This is a genomic window from Acinetobacter sp. Ag2 (assembly GCF_001005515.1).
Lineage (GTDB): Bacteria > Pseudomonadota > Gammaproteobacteria > Pseudomonadales > Moraxellaceae > Acinetobacter > Acinetobacter bereziniae.
In genome coordinates this window covers 38,463-59,289 of sequence record NZ_LBNA01000049.1, presented here as the reverse complement: position 1 = coordinate 59,289, position 20,827 = coordinate 38,463, and the positions used below count along the sequence as shown (strand labels likewise).

General features: G+C 40.7%; 16 protein-coding genes. 8 read left to right on the top strand and 8 right to left on the bottom strand.

Annotated elements, in window-relative coordinates; translation table 11 throughout:
* Positions 1-51: 51 nt before the first annotated feature.
* The 3 genes from adeC to AAV97_RS10635 all read right to left on the bottom strand — a co-directional run bounded on the left by adeC (position 52) and on the right by AAV97_RS10635 (position 5,853).
* On the bottom strand, positions 52-1,461 hold the full coding sequence (gene adeC / locus AAV97_RS10645; protein WP_046760596.1) for an AdeC/AdeK/OprM family multidrug efflux complex outer membrane factor: 1,410 nt from the start codon (positions 1,459-1,461) through the stop codon (positions 52-54).
* A gap of 82 nt (positions 1,462-1,543) precedes the next feature.
* Positions 1,544-4,666, bottom strand: a complete 3,123-nt coding sequence (locus AAV97_RS10640) for an efflux RND transporter permease subunit (RefSeq protein ID WP_046760544.1) — start codon at positions 4,664-4,666, stop codon at positions 1,544-1,546.
* Positions 4,666-5,853, bottom strand: coding sequence for an efflux RND transporter periplasmic adaptor subunit (locus tag AAV97_RS10635; protein WP_046760595.1), 1,188 nt, complete (start codon positions 5,851-5,853; stop codon positions 4,666-4,668). Before AAV97_RS10635 ends, AAV97_RS10640 begins: the two co-directional genes overlap by 1 nt.
* A gap of 146 nt (positions 5,854-5,999) precedes the next feature.
* Here AAV97_RS10635 and adeR point away from each other — a divergent pair, with 146 nt between their 5' ends.
* Complete coding sequence (gene adeR / locus AAV97_RS10630) at positions 6,000-6,746, top strand: efflux system response regulator transcription factor AdeR (protein ID WP_046760543.1); 747 nt, start codon at positions 6,000-6,002, stop codon at positions 6,744-6,746.
* Between the two features lie 15 nt (positions 6,747-6,761).
* Here the strand turns inward: adeR and AAV97_RS10625 are convergent, their stop codons facing one another.
* Complete coding sequence (locus AAV97_RS10625; RefSeq protein ID WP_046760542.1) at positions 6,762-7,025, bottom strand: transporter suffix domain-containing protein; 264 nt, start codon at positions 7,023-7,025, stop codon at positions 6,762-6,764.
* A gap of 146 nt (positions 7,026-7,171) precedes the next feature.
* On the opposite strand from AAV97_RS10625, the gene adeS reads away from it, so the two are divergent.
* Positions 7,172-8,242, top strand: coding sequence for a two-component sensor histidine kinase AdeS (gene adeS, locus AAV97_RS10620; RefSeq protein ID WP_042088332.1), 1,071 nt, complete (start codon positions 7,172-7,174; stop codon positions 8,240-8,242).
* Positions 8,243-8,759: 517 nt separating this feature from the next.
* Here adeS and AAV97_RS10615 read toward each other — a convergent pair.
* Positions 8,760-9,215, bottom strand: a complete 456-nt coding sequence (locus tag AAV97_RS10615) for a GNAT family N-acetyltransferase (RefSeq protein WP_046760541.1) — start codon at positions 9,213-9,215, stop codon at positions 8,760-8,762.
* A 234-nt stretch (positions 9,216-9,449) separates the two neighbouring features.
* Positions 9,450-10,640: a benzoate/H(+) symporter BenE family transporter gene (locus tag AAV97_RS10610; protein ID WP_046760540.1), complete on the bottom strand. Its 1,191-nt coding sequence runs from the start codon at positions 10,638-10,640 to the stop codon at positions 9,450-9,452.
* 162 nt (positions 10,641-10,802) lie between these two features.
* On the opposite strand from AAV97_RS10610, the gene AAV97_RS10605 reads away from it, so the two are divergent.
* Positions 10,803-12,281, top strand: coding sequence for a PLP-dependent aminotransferase family protein (locus tag AAV97_RS10605; RefSeq protein ID WP_046760594.1), 1,479 nt, complete (start codon positions 10,803-10,805; stop codon positions 12,279-12,281).
* Between the two features lie 16 nt (positions 12,282-12,297).
* Here AAV97_RS10605 and AAV97_RS10600 read toward each other — a convergent pair whose 3' ends face one another.
* Entirely contained in the window at positions 12,298-13,395 is a 1,098-nt protein-coding gene (locus AAV97_RS10600; RefSeq protein ID WP_004829600.1) for a helix-turn-helix domain-containing protein, read from the bottom strand.
* A gap of 249 nt (positions 13,396-13,644) precedes the next feature.
* A complete protein-coding gene (lipA, locus tag AAV97_RS10595) occupies positions 13,645-14,637 on the bottom strand; it encodes a lipoyl synthase (RefSeq protein ID WP_046760539.1) in 993 nt (330 codons plus the stop codon).
* A 362-nt stretch (positions 14,638-14,999) separates the two neighbouring features.
* Between lipA and AAV97_RS10590 the strand changes: the two genes are divergently transcribed.
* From AAV97_RS10590 to AAV97_RS10570, 5 genes are read left to right on the top strand one after another with little or no spacing between them, the layout of a single operon-like run.
* The gene (locus AAV97_RS10590; RefSeq protein WP_046760538.1) at positions 15,000-15,962 is read left to right on the top strand and encodes a thiamine pyrophosphate-dependent dehydrogenase E1 component subunit alpha; all 963 of its coding nucleotides are present in this window, start codon (positions 15,000-15,002) and stop codon (positions 15,960-15,962) included.
* Positions 15,963-15,977: 15 nt separating this feature from the next.
* Positions 15,978-16,997, top strand: coding sequence for an alpha-ketoacid dehydrogenase subunit beta (locus AAV97_RS10585; protein ID WP_004829597.1), 1,020 nt, complete (start codon positions 15,978-15,980; stop codon positions 16,995-16,997).
* A 1-nt stretch (position 16,998) separates the two neighbouring features.
* On the top strand, positions 16,999-18,564 hold the full coding sequence (locus AAV97_RS10580; protein ID WP_046760537.1) for a 2-oxo acid dehydrogenase subunit E2: 1,566 nt from the start codon (positions 16,999-17,001) through the stop codon (positions 18,562-18,564).
* A 10-nt stretch (positions 18,565-18,574) separates the two neighbouring features.
* Positions 18,575-19,975, top strand: a complete 1,401-nt coding sequence (lpdA, locus tag AAV97_RS10575; protein ID WP_046760536.1) for a dihydrolipoyl dehydrogenase — start codon at positions 18,575-18,577, stop codon at positions 19,973-19,975.
* An 11-nt stretch (positions 19,976-19,986) separates the two neighbouring features.
* Positions 19,987-20,772 carry an acetoin reductase gene (locus tag AAV97_RS10570; protein WP_046760535.1) on the top strand — a complete coding sequence of 262 codons (786 nt, stop codon included), beginning with the start codon at positions 19,987-19,989 and terminating at the stop codon, positions 20,770-20,772.
* The last annotated feature ends 55 nt before the right edge of the window (positions 20,773-20,827 follow it).

Below are 20,827 nucleotides of genomic sequence, written 5' to 3'. Positions count from 1 at the left end.
AAGTATCATTCTAGGTATTTAACTTTCGTACTTTACTTGAGCCAACATTTTTTATTTTTGATCTAATCCTCCCCCCAAAGCTTTATATAATTCAATTTGATTGTTCAATTTGCTTTGCTCTAATGTGAGTAGACCTTGTTGAGCAGTATAAGCAGAACGTTGAGCATCCAAAACTGAAAGATAATTGTCGATCCCTGCTTTAAAGCGAGCCGAAGAAAGTCGATAAGTGGTTTGTGTTGCCGAGACAAGTCGACGTTGCGCATCTAAACGTTCGTCTATATGAGCATGTGCTGCTAAAGCATCGTTAACTTCACGGAATGCTGATTGAATGGCTTTTTCATAATCTGCAAGTGCAATCATTTGATCTGTTTCAGAAATTTTTATATTGGCTTTTCGAGTCCTCCAATCAAAAATGGGTAGATCCAGACTAGGTCCAATTGACCAAACAAAGCCGCCTGATTTAAATAAATTTTGAAGATCTGTTGAAGCATAGCCAGCAGAACCCGTTAAGCTAATCGTGGGGAACAGTCTTGCTTTTGCCACCCCCACATTAGCACCTGCGGCAAGAAGTTGGTATTCGGCAGCTTTGATATCAGGTCGATTATTGAGTAAATCACTGCTCAAACCCGTAGTAAAAGTAGCTTGTGTACTGATACGTTCAACTGCTTGATTGGGGAGTAGGCTTTGAGGGACGCTTTGTCCTGCCAATAAGTTCAGCAGATTTTGGGCTTGTGCGACTTGCGTTTTATAGGTGGCAACATCATTTCGAGCTGTTTCCACAGAAATCTGGGCTTGACGTAAAGGAACTTCACTCTCAATCCCTACATCAAATCGCTTTTTATTCAGATGGTAGGAATCCTGTTGGGCAGTTAGTGTTTGCTTGGCTAAGTTTAAATTAGATTGTGCAAAAGCATAATCTAACCAAGCTTGAGTCACTTGACTGACTAAGCTAATTTGGGTGGATTGTTGCGCACTTTGAGTGGCAAGATACTGATTTAAAGCCACATCTTTTAAGCTTTTTACACGTCCCCACAAATCAACTTCATAGGCTGTGATGCCCAGTCCGACTTGGAATGATGAATAAGGATTATTGGGATTAACCGTCGGGTTGAGTTGTCTAAGCGCACTGCCATTGGCACCGATTGTCGGAAGTTGATCATTTTTAGTGATTTGATATTGTTGCTGCGCTCGTTGAATATTGAGCGTTGCTGTACGCAAATCACGGTTATGCGCTAAGCTCATTTCAATGACTTGCAATAAACGGGCATCCGAAAAGAAATCTGAATAGCCTTGATGGGCAATTGAGATTTCTGAGCGATTTAGAGCAGAATTTTGAGTAAAATTTTCAGGAATATTAGATTGAATGACAGGCTTTGGTGCTTGTAAATTCATACAAGCGGTCAAAGCAATGGATAGTGTGGAGGCAATCAATCCACGCAATAGGAGTGTTGATTTAGGCATGATTTTTACCCATTTATAAAAGGTGAAAACATCAGCAAGATCAGAGGAAAACATCAGTTTTCTTCTGATCTATTGTGCTGTATTAAAGTTGCGGGTCTTGTTTTGATGGTGATTTTGCAGAGAATATTTTTTCTACTGCACCTAAGACAAAAATAAAAAATACCGGGACAAAGAAAATCGCTAAAATCGTCGCAGAAATCATGCCTCCAAATACACCTGTTCCTAATGCATGTTGAGTTTCAGAACTTGCACCTGATGCAATCACCAAAGGAATCACACCACAGGTAAACGCCAGTGAAGTCATAAGAATAGGGCGTAAACGGAGTTTAGCTGCTGCAACTGTGGCTTCAATTAAACTCATGCCTTCTTCTTTGAGCATCTTGGCAAATTCAACAATCAAAATGGCATTCTTTGCCGACAAACCGATAATGGTGATTAAGCCAATTTTAAAGAACACATCATTCATCATCCCTCTCGACATGATCGCAACAATTGCTCCAAAAATGCCCAAAGGAACCACCAACATGACAGAAAGCGGGATCGCCCAACTTTCATAAAGTGCAGCCAATACAAGGAACACGACCAACATTGAAAGTACCAGTAAAAATGCCATTTGAGACTCGGTTTGTTTTTCCTGTAAAGAAATACCCGTCCATTCATAGCCTATACCTTTGGGCAATTTAGCAATCAATTGTTCCATTTCTCGCATTGCATCACCTGAGGAAGTGTCGAAGTTTGGAATACCTGCGATACTTAAAGATGGTCGTCCGTTATAGCGATTATATTGTTGCGGTGCTTTACTCCATTGAGGTGTGACCACTTCAGACAGAGAAACCAATTGTCCGCTTGCGCCTGCTACCTTGAGACTTAAAATATCTTTTAATTGCATCCGTGATTTGGCATCCACTTGAACAATGACTTGTTGCATCCGTCCTTGATTAGGAAAGTCATTGATATACATTGAACCCATTGAGGTTGAAATAATGTCAGAGACATCAGAAAACTTCACGCCCAAAGCATTGAGTTTCTCACGATCAATTTTTAAAGAAATATTGTCCCCTTGTGGTAAACCTTCATTCCAGACCATATAGAACTTTTTATTTTTGGCTGCCATTGCCATCAGCTCGTCTTGAGCTGCCAGTAATGCAGGCATACCTAAATTTCCACGGTCTTGTAAACGTAAACTAAAACCTGAAAACGTACCTAATTCATCAATGGCAGGAGGTAACACCGCCATGGTTGCGCCTTCTTTGCTATTCGCCATGAAAGCGTTGACTGAATTGGTCATCTCTGTCGCCGTAGAAGTACGGTCTTTGAAATCCGTAAGCGTAGTAAATGCCATCGCAACGTTTTGACCAGCACCACTAAAGCCCCAACCTAAGATTGCTGTATTGCTTTTTACATTGGGATTGCCTTTTAGATGCTGTTCAAATTCATTGACAACGTTGCGAGTACGTTCTGCTGTTGCATCTGAAGGAAGTTGGAAGGAGGTCAGAAACCAGCCTTGATCTTCTTCTGGCATAAATGCGGTAGGCCAATATTTCATGCCTGCAAAGGTGATTGCTGTGATCACCACAAAGATCACCATCATTGGAATGGTATGTTTAATGACTTTGAGTAACAGTAATTCATATTTTTTGGTGACTTTATCAAAACTCCGATCAAACCATGCAAAAAAGCCTTTCTTTTGATGGTGACCATCAATTGGTTTTAGAATCGTGGCACATAGGGCAGGTGTTAAGATCAATGCCAAGAGTGCAGAGAATAAAATCGACACAGACATGGTCAGTGTAAATTGCTGATAGATAATACCGACAGAGCCACTGGCAAAGGCCATTGGTAAAAATACCGCAGCTAGCACCAGTGTTATCCCAATGATTGGGCTGGTGATTTCTTTCATTGCTTTAGAGGTAGCTTCTTTGGGTGGCAAGCCTTCTGTCGCCATAATCCGTTCGACATTTTCAACCACCACAATTGCATCATCGACAATAATCCCGATAGCAAGCACCATCCCGAACATGGTCAAAACGTTGATGGAAAAGCCCAAAAGGAGCATCACTGCGAAAGTCCCGAGTAGGGCAATAGGTGCAACGATGGCTGGAATCAAGGTATAACGGACATTGTGTAAGAATAAATACATCACAATAAACACCAAAACCATGGCTTCAAGTAATGTATGAATCACTTTTTCAATCGAAATTTTAACAAAAGGCGCAGTGTCATACGGGATGCTATACTGCATACCTTCAGGTAAATTCAATTTTAATTCTTCAATTTTGGCTCTCACACCTTCAGCAGTTTTGACTGCATTCGCACCAGGACTGAGCTGAATTGCAGCTGCTGTAGCAGGTTGACCATCTTCTAAAATGGCAAAGTTGTAGGCTTGTGAACCCATTTCAACCTCTGCAACATCTGAAAGCTTAATCACGCTACCACTGGTTTTACTTTTTAAACTGATATTTTTAAATTGCTCTACATTGCCCAATTGACCTTGAGCTGACAAAGGAACGGTAATCAATTGTCCTTTTGTCGCTGGAAGATCTCCAAGGCGTCCAGGTGCAATTTCAATATTGTTTTCACGAATTGCCGTATTTACATCGCTGATCGATAAACCATAAGAAATTAATTTATTTGGATCAACCCAGATCCGCATGGCTTTTTCAGCACCAAAAGATTGAACTTTACCAACACCTTCAACACGCTTGAGTTCTTCAACCACATTACGTACCAGATAATCACTCAAATCAACTTCTGAGTATTGTCCATTGGGTGAGTTGATACCGACCAGCATTAAAAAGCCTGATGAAGAAGCTTCTACTTGTAAACCTTGTTGACGAACAACTTGTGGTAACCGCGCTTCCACCGCCTTGATTTTGTTCTGTACATCCACTTGAGCCATTTCAACGTCAGTACCCGGTTTGAACGTTGCAGAAATTTCAGCTGTACCCGAGGTATCGGTTGTTGAACTATAGTAAAGCAGGTTCTTGACTCCCGATAATTCTCGCTCAATCAAAGTGACGACACTATCATTGATGGTTTGGGCAGTAGCCCCTGGGTAGGTCGCACTGATATTGACTTGCGGCGGAGCAACACTTGGAAAGCGTGCAATCGGCAATTTAGGAATACTCAGTACCCCAAATAGAATAATGAAAATCGCTATCACCCATGCAAACACAGGGCGGCGTATGAAAAATTGTGACATCATCATTGAGCTCCTTGTGTTGCAGCTGATTTGGCATGTACAGAGGTATTCGCTGTTGTATTGACAGGAACTTTCCATACGCTTAGCTCAAGTTTTTGGTTAGGTTGGATACGCTCAATACCCTCAACCACCACTTTATCCCCGGCTTTTAAACCTTTATTGGCAATGTAATATTGCTCATATTGTTGTCCCAGCTCGATTGGGCGAATATCTGCTGTACCTTTGGCATTGATCACATAGACTTGCGGTTCGCCGTTGATATTACGTTGAATGGCTTGAGCAGGAATCAGTAAAGCTTGTGGAACAGAAGCGCGGTTAATGTCTACACGAACATACATGCCAGGGAGTAACTTTCTTTCAGGATTATTGACCTCGATACGAATAGTGACATCACCTGTTTCCGGATCTACATTAATGTCTTCAAACAACATTCTTGCTGTAACGTTATAGGGTTGACCATGACTGTTGGAAATTCGGAAAGTCTTTTGATCATTTGCAGACAGTTCACCATTTTGCAATGCAGTTTGTAAGCGTTCATATTCACTGATCGACTGTTTAATATCGACATAGACTTTATCAATCTGCTGTACTGTAGCCATTTTATTGCTATCACCTTGACCAACCAAGGCTCCTTCTGTGACAAAGGATTGTCCGATTCGACCTGAAATCGGTGCGCGAACAGTGGCATATTGTAAATTGAGATTTTGACGTGTGAGTAAGGCTTTCATTTGTGCTACATCTGCAAGTGCCTGTCGATATTCTGCTTGAGCATTACTGACTTCTTGCTTACTGATGGCATTGCTCGGTAGCAATTGTTGATAGCGTTCTAACTGGACTTTTAAACGTGCCACTTCCGCTTCTGCTTTATTGAGCGATGCACGATTGCTGTTTACATCTGCTTGGAATGTTTCCGAATTAATTTTATAGAGCGCTTGTCCTGCCTTTACTTCACTGCCTTGAGTGAATAACACTTTTTCAATAATACCGCCGACTTGGGGACGAATTTCAGCCGTACGGAATGCTTGTACACGTGCTGGGAGATTCTCACTGAAATTGACTGATTGAGGTTGAATGTTGAGTACACTGACTTTTGCAGGTGGTGTTTCTGGTTGAGCTGCCTCCTTGGAGCCACAGCCTTGCATCAGCAGCCCGATGGATAAAAATAATGGAAGTAATAGATGCTTTTGCATTCTGTCCAAGCCTTGGGAGTTTTTGATGTTCACATTATTTTTGATGTTTGTGTAACCTTGATCAGCAAAGTGTGGAAAAAGTGTGGAGAAAAGCAGATAAATCAGCGTATCATGCAGATTGACAGAAATTATTTGATGATTCATTCATGTTTGAAGCCTCATTTTCTTTTGATTGCCGCGATAAACAGATCCTTGTTGTTGAGGATGAATATGATATTGGCGATATTATTGAGCGTTATTTAAAACGTGAAGGAATGCGGGTAATTCGAGCGATGAATGGGCGGCATGCAATAGAAATCCATTCAGCTCAACCGATCGATTTAATTCTTTTAGATATTAAATTACCGGAAATGAATGGTTGGGAAGTACTGAGTAAAATTCGTCAAAAGGCGCAAACCCCTGTCATTATGCTAACAGCATTAGATCAAGATATTGATAAGGTGATGGCACTACGGATTGGCGCTGATGATTTTGTGGTTAAACCATTCAATCCCAATGAAGTGGTTGCTCGGGTGCAAGCAGTGTTGAGACGGACGCAACAGAATGTTTCAGTTCAAAATAGCCACCTCGTTTATAAAAATATAGAGATCAATGCTGAGATTCATAGTGCCTATGTCTATCAACAAGATCAACGCGTTTTACTCAATCTGACCTTAACTGAATATAAGATTCTCAGTTTGATGATTCACCATCCGCACAAAGTCTTTACCCGCAGTGAATTGATGAATCATTGTTTGCCTGACAGTGATGCATTGGAACGAACGGTAGATAGCCATGTCAGCAAGTTAAGGAAAAAACTTGACGAACTTGGGTTGCAACAGATGTTGATCAATGTTCGTGGAGTAGGTTACCGACTAGATCAGCCCTCAGCATCTACCTATTTTGAATCTTGATTGGTTTAATTCAGGTCATTTGATTTTCTGGTGTCGATGTTTAAATGTTGAATATACACGTTTAAATTTGTGTTTCATGCTGTGCCAATATTCTTTACCGAATAAGGCAATGACAATCAATAAGAGAATTTCACCACCAATTGCCATGACTGTCATCACCCAAGCTTTATGAGGAATCTCCAAGAACGGAATGATAGGAAAGGCAATCCAATACGCTACGACAATCGCTAAAAGTATAAAACCGATTTTCTTGCGTAGATTTAGCTTTTGTTTAATCATCTCACTTAACTCTATAACATTTGGTCCTGTTATTGTTTGCAAGGTTTGCGGAGAAATGATCTTTAAAGTGTGGAAAAAGTGTGTAAGATCAGAAAAAATGAACCTAAGATATGGATCAAAACGTGGTGAATAAAGCTGGAAAGCTTATGAAGAATAAGTCAGGAATCAGTAAGCAGCTGTTCATTGCACTCAGTATTGTGAATTTGAGCGTAACATTATTCTCGGTTTTGCTGGGTTATATTATTTATAACTATGCCATTGATGTCGGTTGGATTACTTTAAGTTCATTGCAAGGGGAATGGACCGACTTTCATTTTGTCGATTGGATCTGGTTGTCTACGGTTGTTTTTTGCGGGTCGGTGATTTCATTGATTATCGGGATGCATCTTGCGCAACGATTTATTAAGCCGATTAATTTTTTAGCAGAAGCCGCTGAGAAAATAAGCCAAGGTGACCTTTCAGCACGAGCAGATGACCGCCAGATACATTCTGCTGAAATTTCTGAATTGATGCATAACTTTAATCATATGGCACAAAAACTTGAGCTTTCAGTTAAAAATGCTCAGGTTTGGAATGCTGCAATTGCGCATGAACTTAGAACGCCAATGACGATTTTACAAGGTCGCTTACAAGGCATTATCGATGGTGTTTTTGAACCCAATGTGGTCTTATTTAAAAGCCTGTTAAATCAAGTTGAAGGTTTATCTCATTTAGTTGAAGACTTACGCACATTGAGTTTGGTCGAAAATCAGCAGTTAAGATTAAATTATGAATGGGTCAATACACAGGAAAGTATTGAACGTGTAATTAAACTGTTTGATGATCGTTTGGCTCAAGCCCAACTTATTCCTCAGCTGGATTTGACCACAACACCTGTATATTGCGATCGACGTCGTATTGAGCAAGTTTTAATGGCATTGATTGATAATGCAGTACGATATGCACATGCAGGTCAATTGACTATTTCTTCAAAAGTGATTGATCATAACTGGATTTTACAGATTGGTGACCAAGGACCAGGCATTGCACAAGAGTATCAAGACCATTTGTTCGATCCATTTTTTAGATTAGAACAGTCGAGAAATAAAGAGTTTGGTGGAACTGGTTTAGGGCTGGCTGTGGTACACGCGATTGTGATTGCTCATCAGGGCACGATTAGATATCAAAATAAAGATTCGAATAGTGTTTTTACCATCCAAATTGAGCGCCATGAATAAGCGACGCTGAGCAAAAGTATTGCTAGAAATTGATTGATTTCTGGCAAGGATAAATTAACCTGAGTTAGATAAAAATCCTTGATGAAAGATGATACAGTCAAACCGCCTGACTATTCATACAAGTGATTTGGATGATTCATTTATTTTGTACTTTTTGAATCATAGATGGTCTTGCGATCGTGAGGCGACATGGATGTCGCCATGTTGAGCGGGGGTAAAGGATGTACCCCTCGCTCAACGAAAGATTTTTGTCACTTTTCATCTCTGAAAAGTTAGGCATCGCCTACGCAAAAGAATTTAAACTTTAGCACTAAAGCGTGGCAGTGCAAGCTTTAGATCATCAAACAATCTATTGATCGCCTTCATTTTATTGATCAGAGCAATGAAACTATATTGATGGTTGCGCTTACGGAGCTTCGCTCCTCATCCAAAATCGGATGAAAATCCAGCAAAAATCCACATAGATTTATTATCTTTCAATGAGTTGAAGATTTAATTGCATCGAATTCACGTTAAATTAATTTAAAGGCATACGGTACTCAATCACCCCAGGTTTCTCTGCTACCCAGTCATACAGTTTTTGTGCTGTATGATTACTTTGTTGAGTGTGCCAATACAGGCGTGCGCATCGGGATTTTTGAGCTTGTTGTTTAACATATTCAATCAAATGTTTACCGATCTGTTGACCTCTGGATTTTGGTGAAACATAGAGATCTTCAAGATAACAATAATCCTGCTCAGCCCATGTCGAGCGGTGAATGACATAGTGAACAAAGCCAAATACAGTGTCTCCATGTTTTGCCACAGCACAATAAACAGGTTCGGCATCATTAAAAAACCGTTGCCAAGTGGTTTGAGTGACTGTACTTGGTAAACTGACTTGATAAAATTCTTGATAGGCTAACCAATACGCTAACCACTGCGTGTAGTCCACTTGCGTGATAGGTACAATTTGAATTGATAAATTTTCCACAGATATTCTCCAGTCGGTATAAGTTTGAAAGCAGAGAAAGTAGTGTAATTTTGCTGTGGTATCTTCATAAGATACAGTTTTGATATTTTTGAGAGTACCAGTTTCTTTGAGATGTAAAAAAGGGAGTCTTAGTCTCCCTTGTTTTGGTCAGGTATGTAATAGAATTCCATACTGTCTAAATCACATCTATGGCGAATAGTGGGTATGATAAAAGTGTAATCGTAAAACAATGGCTTATCTTTTAAATTTTCCATTTAAGATCGCATAGGACATTAATCCAATAACTAGTCCCCAAAAAGCCCCTCCAATCCCCAACAGGTGAATATTTGCAGCAGTGGCTAAAAAGGTGATCAGTGCAGACTCACGTGTGTCCTGATCATGCATTGCATTTGTCAAACTTCCTGCAATCGTTCCCAGTAAAGCAAGTCCAGCCAACGTTGCAATAAAAACACTCGGGAAAGCACTAAAGAGGCTTGCAAGCGTTAGCCCAAATATTCCAACCAAAATATAAAATATACCTGCAGCAATACCTGCAATCCAGCGTTTAGATGGATCAGTATGAGATGCTTTCCCTGTACAAATCGCAGCAGTGATTGCGGCAAGATTAAATGCATGAGAACCAAAAGGAGCCATTAAAAAAGAGCCCAAACCAGTGATCGTAAATATCGGTTTTAAACTGGTTTGATAACCATCATTTCTAAGTACCAAGATGCCCGGCATATATTGACCTGTGAGTGTGATTAAAAATAAAGGCAGTGCCACACTCAAAAGTGCATTGACTGAAAATGCAGGTACGGTAAAGACAGGCGCAGCCAATTGCAGTTCAAATGCTGAGAAGTCAATACGGGATTGTAAAATTAAAAATATCAAACCTAGCCCAAGTACACTGACAACAGCATAGCGAGCAGAAATTCGTTTAGTCAGCATGTAAACAAATAGCATACTGATCGCTAAGACGGGATCAATACTGATATTGGAAAATGCAGAAATGCCGAATTGTAATAAGATTCCAGCGAGCAGACCTGAACAAATGCTTGGAGGGATATAAGCAATCAGTTTTTCAAAATATCCCGTCATGCCTAAAATCACAAAAGCCAGTGCAGAAATCAAATAAGCTCCGATGGCTTCCGCATAAGGAATGGTGAGCAATGCTGTAATCAAAAAGGCGGCTGCTGGTGTTGACCATGCCGTAATAATTGGTTCTCGACTGATCCAACTTAGTAGAATGCCTGAAATCCCAACACCAATGGAAATAGACCAAACCCATGAAGCAGTCAGTTCAGCACTTAATCCTGCTGCTTGAGCAGCTTGAAAGATTAGAATAAAAGTACCACCATAGTTGACAATCACCGAAATCAATCCTGCGACAACAGGATGAATCAGATCAGAAGAAAATACTCGAAATGGGCGCCGTTGAGCGTGCATAAGTCAACCCCAAAGATTTTTAATCATGTGTTTAGAGCCCAATCACTTGAGTAAAAGATGTCTTTTTTCTCAATGATTTGGAATGGTCCGATTAAGTGTAGTTTTGATTGTGGTATTTTTATAAGGTACACTTTTGATATTTTTGACAGTACCAGTTTTCTTATGCGTTCACCATCTTCAGCTGTTTTTCCACATTTGATTTTGCCAGAAGGACAGATCAAAGATGGCTTATATCGTGTTTTGCGTGATGCTATCTTGGATGGACGTTTGCGGGCAGGAAGCAAACTACCTTCAAGCCGTGCTTTGGCAGAGATGATGTCTATTTCTAGAAACTCAGTTCTGGCTGCGATAGAACGTTTACTGGATGAAGGTTATTTGCAGACCAAACCGAGTTCTGGAACCTATGTTGTTGAAATTATCCCTGATCATTTGATCAATTTACCCTTGGATACAAATTCGACTTCAGTCCAGCCTCCTCAGCAATTAAAGGTTAATCCGCACATCGCAAATTTGTTGCCCGCATGGCAAAAACAAAATGTTTCTGGACAGGGAGAGAAAATCTTTCATGTCGGTGTGGGCTGTACTGATTTATTTCCACACCGACTCTGGGGAAAGTTGCTGGGAAAAGCATGGCGTCAGTCTTACCGACAGTTGGGGCAGTTTCATGATTGTCGAGGCTATTTACCTTTACGCCAAGCCATTTGTGACTATGTCCGTTCGACTCGAGGACTCAACTGCCATGAACAGCAGATTATTGTGGTCAATGGCACACAGCAGGCGATTCATTTGGCTGCATATGTTTTATTGCAAGCGCAAGACCAAGTCTGTTTGGATGAGCCTGGTTATGATGCAGCATTGAATATTTTCCGCAGCTTTGGCATGACTGTAAATCCAATAGCGAGTGACGATGATGGAATGAAGATCAATGAAATCATTCAACATTATCCAGACAGTCAGCTTATTTATACGGCACCATCACATCAGTTTCCACTTGGAGGAACTTTAGGTTTGAGTCGCCGATTGACGTTGCTGGAATGGGCAGTGAGTCAGCAAAAATGGATTTTTGAGGATGATTATAACAGTGAGTTCAGATATGGCACGCATCCTATTCAGGCTTTACAAGGTTTAGATCAACATCAACGAGTGATTTATTCTGGAACATTTTCAAAAATGATGTTTCCAGAGTTCCGTTTAGGATTCATGGTCGTTCCAGAAGCATTGATTGAGACATTTAGTCTCGCCAAATACTACACCGATACACGAAGTGCTTATCTGGAACAAGCTGCTTTGGCATTGTTTATTCAAGAGGGGCATTATGCGAGGCATGTACGAAAAGTACGCAAAGCTTGTTATGAACGACAGCAGGTGCTTATTGCAGAAATCCAACAACGACTTGCGAATGTCTTGACTGTACAACCGACAGATTCCGGGATTCATTTGGTGTGTTGGCTCAATCAAGGATGGACAGAACAAGATTTCCTAAAAATATGTGCAGAAGTTGATTTAGCTGTACAGCCTTTATCTCGTTACTGCCAAAGTCCTCCTCAAAAAGCAGCAGTTTTATTTGGCTATGCCGCGCATAGCCCTGAGGAAATCCGCTTTAATATTCAACGCTTAGCACAGCATATTGAATCATATTGATGTTATACAGGTCAGGTCAAAGTAGTTTTAAAAAACGATCACGGTGTTGGCTTTCCTGTGGCAATAATTCCAGTACTCGTTGTATGGCGTCAATTCGTTCTGGCATATGGCGAATAATTTTGAGTAATGGATCAATATCTTGCATTTGATAGATCAAATGACTTAAACGAGCATCGAAACAATCTCGCCATGTGGTCAATAATGGACTTTCTGATTTTGCGAGGAAACTACCTTTGTACAATGAAAATGTGCTGGCTAGAAAACCAGCATTGAGTGATTGTTCTGCTCGGATAAAGTCAGTTTGAATTTCACAAATCAGTTTGTAGGGACGCGATAAAATACAATTCGGAAGCAAGGTTCTGAGTTGTGACATTTCTGCCTTTAATGTTTTTTCGCTGATGTCACGATCGCCATACAGTGCATAATGCAATTCATCTAAATTTATTCCATCCGGATGCAAAATGAGAATGCACAAAATTTCAATTTGTCTGTGAGTCAGGGTTAGAAGTTGTTGATTGAACTGTACTTTAGGTGTACCAAAAACTTTCAGATACAGCATATTTTTTTGTTCAAACTGGATTGCGCGTTGAACCAATTCGGCACATCGCTCGACAGCCAATACACCAAGCGAGGTATGTTTTTTATATTTGGTGGATAAATTAATAATGCCGTGAAATTGACCAGAAACAGGGTCAACGATTGGCGCTGCATAACAAACCCAATCTTGTACGCTATTCATTTGATTTTCATGAGAATACACACAGCTGGAAATATGATTATTCAGCGCTAGACCGATTGCATTGGTACCAACAGCTTGAGTTGACCAATGACCCCCTTCAACAAAATGGACTTGTTCTGCGGACGAAAGCATAGAACGGCTACTCCATGTCCATAATAATGTTCCATGATGGTCAGTGATCCCAATCGCCATTTCTGAGTCATCTGCAATTTTCAATAAATCTGCATAGTTATGTTGGATTGAACGGCGAAATAATGATTGTTCCTGCTCCATGGGCAGGCTTAAAAGTGGCGCAGCATTCATTGGCGCGATATTGAATAAATGTGTGGTTTGTAATGTTGATGTTTGATTACGCGATTGATTCAATAGCTTCATATCATATTCCTTTATGATGCGCGGTTATCGCCATTAATATGTTGTATTCATTGTATAGTTTGGTTTTGACATCACATTTAAGACATATTAAACCCAGTAAAATGATGGCATTAAAATTCAGGTATTTTTGTCTTGATCTACATCCACTTTAAAATGTCAGAGCTCAATTTAAAATGAGTTTTCTGCGCATAAATGTTAAATAAAGTTACCCATCCAAAGCTATTCAACTTTGATCAAAGATGCTGAGTTTTAGCCACTTTTTAAGATATTTTCACGTTTAAATGGCTGAGGAACAGGCTCGCCTTTATATTGACGATCGGCAAAGTAACTCGAACGCACCATAGGTGCACTCCAGATATTTTTAAATCCTAATAATTGTCCATGTGTCTGATAATGTTCAAACTCTTTCAACGACACAAAACGGTGAATGGGGGCATGGGACTTTGACGGCTGTAAATACTGACCAATCGTCACATAATCAACCAAATGATCACTGAGATCATTGAGTAGAACAATGACTTCTGCTTCTACCTCTCCCAATCCCACCATCAAACCACATTTAGTCGCGATATCAGGACGCAAATGTTTAAACTTTTTAAGCAACTCAAGAGAATGTTGATAGTCAGAGCCTGGACGCATTGCCCGATATAAGCGTGATACAGTTTCAATATTATGATTAAATACATCTGGTGGTGTTTCACTAAGAATTTCAAGTGCAAGATCTAGCCTGCCACGAAAGTCAGGAACTAAAATTTCAATCAATGTATCTGGGCTACTTTGGCGAATTTCTTTAATACAGTCGACAAAATGTTGCGCGCCACCATCTTTAAGATCATCTCGATCTACAGAGGTAATCACCACATATTTCAAATTTAAGTTTTTAACAGTTTCCGCCAAATGTTTGGGTTCATCAGGATCTAAAGTATTTGGGCGACCATGCGCAACATCACAAAAAGGACATCGGCGTGTACAGATGTCTCCCATAATCATAAATGTTGCTGTTCCACCTCCGAAGCATTGCGGTAGGTTGGGACAAGCGGCTTCTTCGCAGACAGTATGCAACTTTTGTTGGCGTAATAAGTCTTTAATGCGTTGTATTTCTTCTGGATGGCTGATTTTGGCACGAATCCATTCTGGTTTCTGAGGGATTTGTTCTGTAGTGATGATTTTAACTGGAATACGTGCCAGTTTATCAGCACCTCGTAATTTTTCACCTGTGGTGATTGAACGTTTTAAATCCATTTTAAATAGTCCATTAAATAAAATAATAAATATAAAGTGACATTTTTATTTAATATGTCAATTATATTTATAATATTTTAACTGTGAATAAATATATGCAAAATGCTAATATTATAAAATAAAGGTTGGTTAAAGGTTTGGTTTTTTAAGTTTTTGAAAATTATAAAAAATTACAAATATTTTTTGTTTTGCAAGTCATTGTTTTTAATGTTTTTAGTGTTGGTTTTAAACTGATATTTTTTTAGTCTAATATTAATTTTTATTGAAATAATTTTATATAAATATACAGGTTTTAAATACCGATGTTTAATTTTAAATATCTGGTTTTTTACTTCTAGACGTGAACATTAAGGATTAAGGATATGCAATTAACGGAAGAGCAATTGCTAGCAGCATACCGACGGATGCGAGATATTCGTGAGTTTGAGGATCGACTGCATGATGAAAACAATACAGGTGATATTCCCGGCTTTATCCATCTTTACAGTGGTGAAGAAGCTGTAGCCGTTGGAATATGTGAAAACTTGATGGACAAAGATTTTATTACCTCTACACATCGTGGTCACGGGCATTGTATTGCTAAAGGCTGTGATATCCACGGGATGATGTTGGAAATTTTCGGTAAGGATGACGGACTTTGTCGAGGTAAGGGCGGTTCAATGCATATTGCCGATTTGGACAAAGGCATGCTTGGCGCCAATGGTATTGTGGGCGGAGGACCTCCTTTGGCAATTGGTGCAGCTTTGACTGCTAAAACTTTAAAAACGGGTGGAATCGGTTTGTCTTTTACAGGTGATGGAGGCTCTAACCAAGGTTTAACTTTTGAAGCCATGAATATGGCAGTGGTCTTAAAATTACCTGTTATTTTTGTTTTTGAAAACAATGGTTTTGGTGAAGGCACGGCACATGACTATGCCGTTGGCAGCAAGGATATTGCGGGTCGTGCAGCTGCTTTTGGGATGCCGGCTGAAAAAGTAGATGGGACAGATTTCTTTGCTGTTTATGAAGTCGCTCAAAAAGCCATTGAGCGTGCACGTCGTGGCGAAGGTCCGAGTGTGATCGAAACCATCACCAATCGTTTTTACGGGCACTTTGAAGGTGATCCTGGATTAATTCGTTCAAAAGAAGAACTTGATTATGTCAAAGAACATAAAGACCCACTGAAAATTTTTCGTGAAAAAGTCAAAGGAAAAATTGAGGACGCCAAACTGGATGCGATTGATGCAGAGTCAAAAGCCAATGTGGATGCAGCGGTAGCAAAAGCACGTGCAGCCAATTATCCAGAAGCTTCTCAACTTCTCACCGACGTTTACGTCTCTTACTAAAGGAATAGTAAAGCAATGCCAAATAAAAGTTATCGAAACGCGATTAAAGAAGCGATTGAATCAGAAATGCGTCGTGATCCCACGGTGATTGTGGTAGGTGAAGACGTACGTGGTGGTCATGGTGGCAAAAACACAGATGACAATAAACTTGAAGGTTTTGGTGGTGTGTTGGGTGTCACCAAAGGTTTATGGACTGAGTTTGGTTCAGAACGTGTAATTGATACGCCAATCACTGAGTCAGCCATTATTGGAATGGCAGCAGGTGCAGCAGCAACAGGTTTGCGCCCAGTAGCAGATCTGATGTTTATGGATTTTTATGGCGTTTGTCATGACATGTTATATAACCAAGCCGCTAAATTCCGTTATATGTTTGGTGGAAAAGCCAAAGCACCCTTAGTGGTAAGAGGCATGATCGGAGCCGGTTTTTCTGCGGCTGCTCAACATTCACAATCACCTTACAACGTGTTTGCCGCTGTGCCGGGTTTAAAAGTGGTTGTACCATCCAGTGCCTATGATGTGAAAGGCTTGCTGATTCAAGCCATTCGGGATGATGATCCAGTGGTTTTCTGTGAACATAAGTTGCTTTATGACATCAAGGGAGAAGTGCCAGACGAGTCATATAGCATTCCATTTGGTGTAGCCAACTACACACGTGAAGGGACGGATATTACCATTATTGCATTGAGTTTAATGGTACATCGCGCCAATGAGGTTGCTGATAAATTAGCAAAAGAAGGCATTTCTGTTGAAGTCGTTGATCCACGTACGATTTCACCTTTGGATGAGGATGGGATTTTAGAGTCAGTCGCGTCTACAGGTCGCGTGGTCATTGTGGACGAGTCGGCTGCGCGCTGTGGTTTTGGGCATGATGTTGCCGCATTGATTGCGCAAAAAGGTTTTCATTATTTGAAAGCACCGATTGAGTTGGTAACACCACCACATTCTCCTGTACCTTTCTCACCCGTTTTAGAAAAAGAATGGTTACCAAGTGTAGAGCGTATCGAACAGGCTGTACGTAAAACGTTGGAGGCTTAGGATGAGCGAAATCAAAACTTTAGAAATCCCAAAATGGGGTTTGTCCATGGAAGAAGGGACAATTGCGCAATGGCTGATTCAAGAGGGGGCGCAATTTAGCAAAGGACAAGAAATTTGTGAAATTGAAACCACCAAAATCGTCAATGTGCTTGAAGCGCCCTTTGATAGTACCTTGCGTAAAATCATTGCCAAAGCAGGCGATACTTTGCTGGTGGGCGGATTAATTGCGATTTGTGCTGATTCACAAGTTTCAGATGCAGAAATTGATGCTTTTGCCCAATCTTTAACGGGCACATCGACAGTCAGTGAAAAGCAAACCGATACAAATGCATCAGAAAGAACATTAGAAAAAGTATCTGCGACTCAGGTTGAAACAACAGTCGCTACTGTGACTCAACAGAACTCAGCTCCTCAACAGAGTAGTGTTGTAAATACTCAGAAATCTGTTGATCAAGGTGGTTATTCAATTCCCATCGTATTGCAGGGTTATCAACAGCGTGACGAGATTTTTGCGACACCGCATGCTTTGAAACTGGCTGAAAAGCATCAGGTCAATTTGGCAAAAATTACTGGTACAGGACGACAAGGGCGTATCAGTGTCCATGATATTCAACAAGCCGTTCAAGCTGCTGGAGGTTCATGGCCAGATATTCGCCAGCAAGTCAGTGCTAAAGTAGCAAAATCTAAAGCAGATGACAGTCTAGTGTTAGCAACACCTGTTGCACGCCGTTTAGCCAAACAATGGGGCATAAATCTGCATGATTGTCGCGCATCAGGCACCAGAGGTCGAGTCTGTAAAGAAGATGTAGAAGCCGTTTATCAGCGTGAAAACCCTGTACAGACACAACAATGCGATCAGGACAATACAACGCAATCAGCAAAACCTACCACAATTGCCATGAACGGTATGCGTAAAGCCATTGCATCACGACTACAGGAAGCAAAACGTAATGCACCACATTTCCGTTTAACTGTAGATCTCAATGTTGAAGCAATCCAAGCATTACGCCAGCAAATCAATAGCACTGTCCCCCAAGTGAAGTTGTCGATTAACGATATGCTGATTAAAGCCGCTGCCGCTGCTTTGATGAAAGTACCGCAAGTCAATGTACAATATGATGAAAAGAATCAACAGATTTTACAGTTTGCACAAGCCGATATTTCTGTTGCAGTGGCGATCGAGAATGGATTGATCACACCGATTATTAAAGCGGCCGATAGTAAGTCTTTGGCACAAATTTCAAATGCAATGCGTGATTTGGCGACACGTGCCAAAACTGGAAAATTAGCGCCTGATGAATTTCAGGGGGGGAGTTTCAGCATTTCTAATTTAGGCATGCTCGGCATTCAGCAATTCGATGCCATTATCAATCCACCTCAAGGTGCAATATTGGCGTTAGGTGCAGCAGAAAAACGTGCGGTCATTGAACAAGACTCGATTGTGATTCGTCAAATGGTTACAGCAACAATGTCTTGTGATCACCGTGTGATTGATGGTGCATTGGGGGCGCAATTCTTGGCAGCATTTAAGCAGTTTGTTGAAAATCCTGCATTGATTTTAGTGTAGGAGATTAAATATGTCAGAGACACAATTTGATCTTATCGTGATTGGTGCAGGTCCAGGTGGTTATGTTGCTGCGATTCGTGCAGCACAGCTGGGCTTAAAAACCGCAATTGTTGAAAAACAACATTTGGGTGGGATTTGCCTCAATTGGGGGTGTATTCCCACGAAAGCACTGTTAAATGGAGCAGCATTGGCGCAACAGTTTAAACATTCGGAGCAATTTGGTTTTCGTTTGGGTGCAGTTGAATTTGATATTCAGCAATTGGTTCGACATAGCAGACAAGTTTCAGAGCAATTGGTGCAGGGTATTGGACAGTTGTTGAAGAAAAATCAAGTGACAGTTTTTAATGCGACTGCACGATTCACTGCCAAAGAACAGTTAGAGCTGACTGATACGCAGGGACAAAAACAACAGATTTCAGCACCACATATTATTGTCGCAACAGGTGCTAAAGCCGCCAACTTAGCGCATATCCCTGTAGACGGTGAGCAGGTGTGGAGTTATCGAGAAGCCTTAGTTCCGACACAATTACCTCAATCCTTATTGGTGATTGGTTCTGGGGCAATTGGAAGTGAGTTTGCAAGCTTATATCAAGACTTGGGCTGTCAAGTGACTTTGGTGGATATAGCCAAACAGATTTTACCCAGTGAAGACCTTGAGGTTGCTCAATATGTACAAAAGCAATTTGAACAGCAAGGAATGAGGGTTTTAACAGAAGCTACTGTACAAAAAATCGAACGGGATCATGACTTGGTACATTGCCATATTGAAACGGCACAAGGGGTGCAAGTTGTGACTGTAGAAAAAGTGCTTTCAGCAATAGGTGTTCAACCGAATACACAGCATTTAGGTTTAGAAGCACTGGGAATGGAATTTGAACATGGTTTTATCAAAGTTGATCCATGGTGCAAAACCAATGTTGCTGGTGTTTTTGCAATCGGTGATGTTGCTGGTGCACCGTGTTTGGCACATAAAGCCAGTCATGAAGCTATTTTATGTGTGGAAAAAATTGCAGGTCTTGAACATGTACATGCACTAGATCGTACTCAAATCCCTGGTTGTATCTTTACCCATCCGCAAGTGGCGAGTATCGGTTTGACTGAACAGAAAGCCAAAGCAGCAGGATTGAATATCCATGTCGGTAAGTTTCCATTGCAAGCCAATGGTAAGGCATTGGCGTTGGGTAAAATGGCAGGCTTTGTCAAAACCATTTTTAATCAAGAAACAGGTGAGTTGTTGGGCGCACACATGGTTGGGCACGAAGTCACTGAACATATTCAAGGCTTTGCTATTGCCAAATATTTAGAAGCTACAGATGATAGTCTAGCGCAAGTAATTTTCCCACATCCTACTTTATCTGAGGCGATGCATGAGTCGGTCTTATCGGCAATGCAACGTGCAATCCATATCTAAGGAGTCACAATATGCCTAAAGGTTTAAACAACAAAGTTGCACTGATTACAGGTGCAGGACAAGGAATAGGACGAGGCATTGCCTTACGTTTGGCACAAGAAGGCGTACATATTGCACTGGTGGATCTTCATCAAGAAAAGTTAAATGCTGTGCAACAAGAAATTGAAGCATTGGGTGTAAAAGCCACCACATTTATTGCCGATATTGCTGATCCAATACAGATCAGTGAAGCTATTGCACATACAGAATCATCTTTAAATGGTTTTGATATCATGATCAATAATGCTGGGATTGCGCAGGTTAAAGCTTTAGCTGAAGTTACACCCAGCGAGTTTAACCAAATCATGAATATTAATGTGGGTGGTGTACTTTGGGGAATTCAAGCCGCAGCGAATAAATTTAAACAACGACAACAGCAGGGAAAAATTATCAATGCCTGCTCGATTGCAGGGCATGAAGGTTTTGCTTTGTTGGGTGTCTATTCTGCAACGAAGTTTGCTGTCAGAGCATTGACACAAGCTGCTGCCAAGGAGTATGCCAGTGCAGGTATTACGGTCAACAGCTATTGTCCGGGAGTCGTGGGAACAGATATGTGGGTCGAAATTGACCAACGCTTTGCTGAAATCACAGGTGCACCTGTAGGCGAAACTTATAAGAAATATGTTGATGGCATTGCTTTAGGTCGAGCTGAAACCCCAGATGATGTGGCTGCTTTGGTTGCCTTTTTGGCAAGTGAGGATGCAAATTATATTACTGGTCAATCTATTTTGACTGACGGTGGCATGGTCTATCGTTAGAGTCTGAGGACATTTCAACAATGTATTGGGTGATCGGTTAGAACGACATAAACAA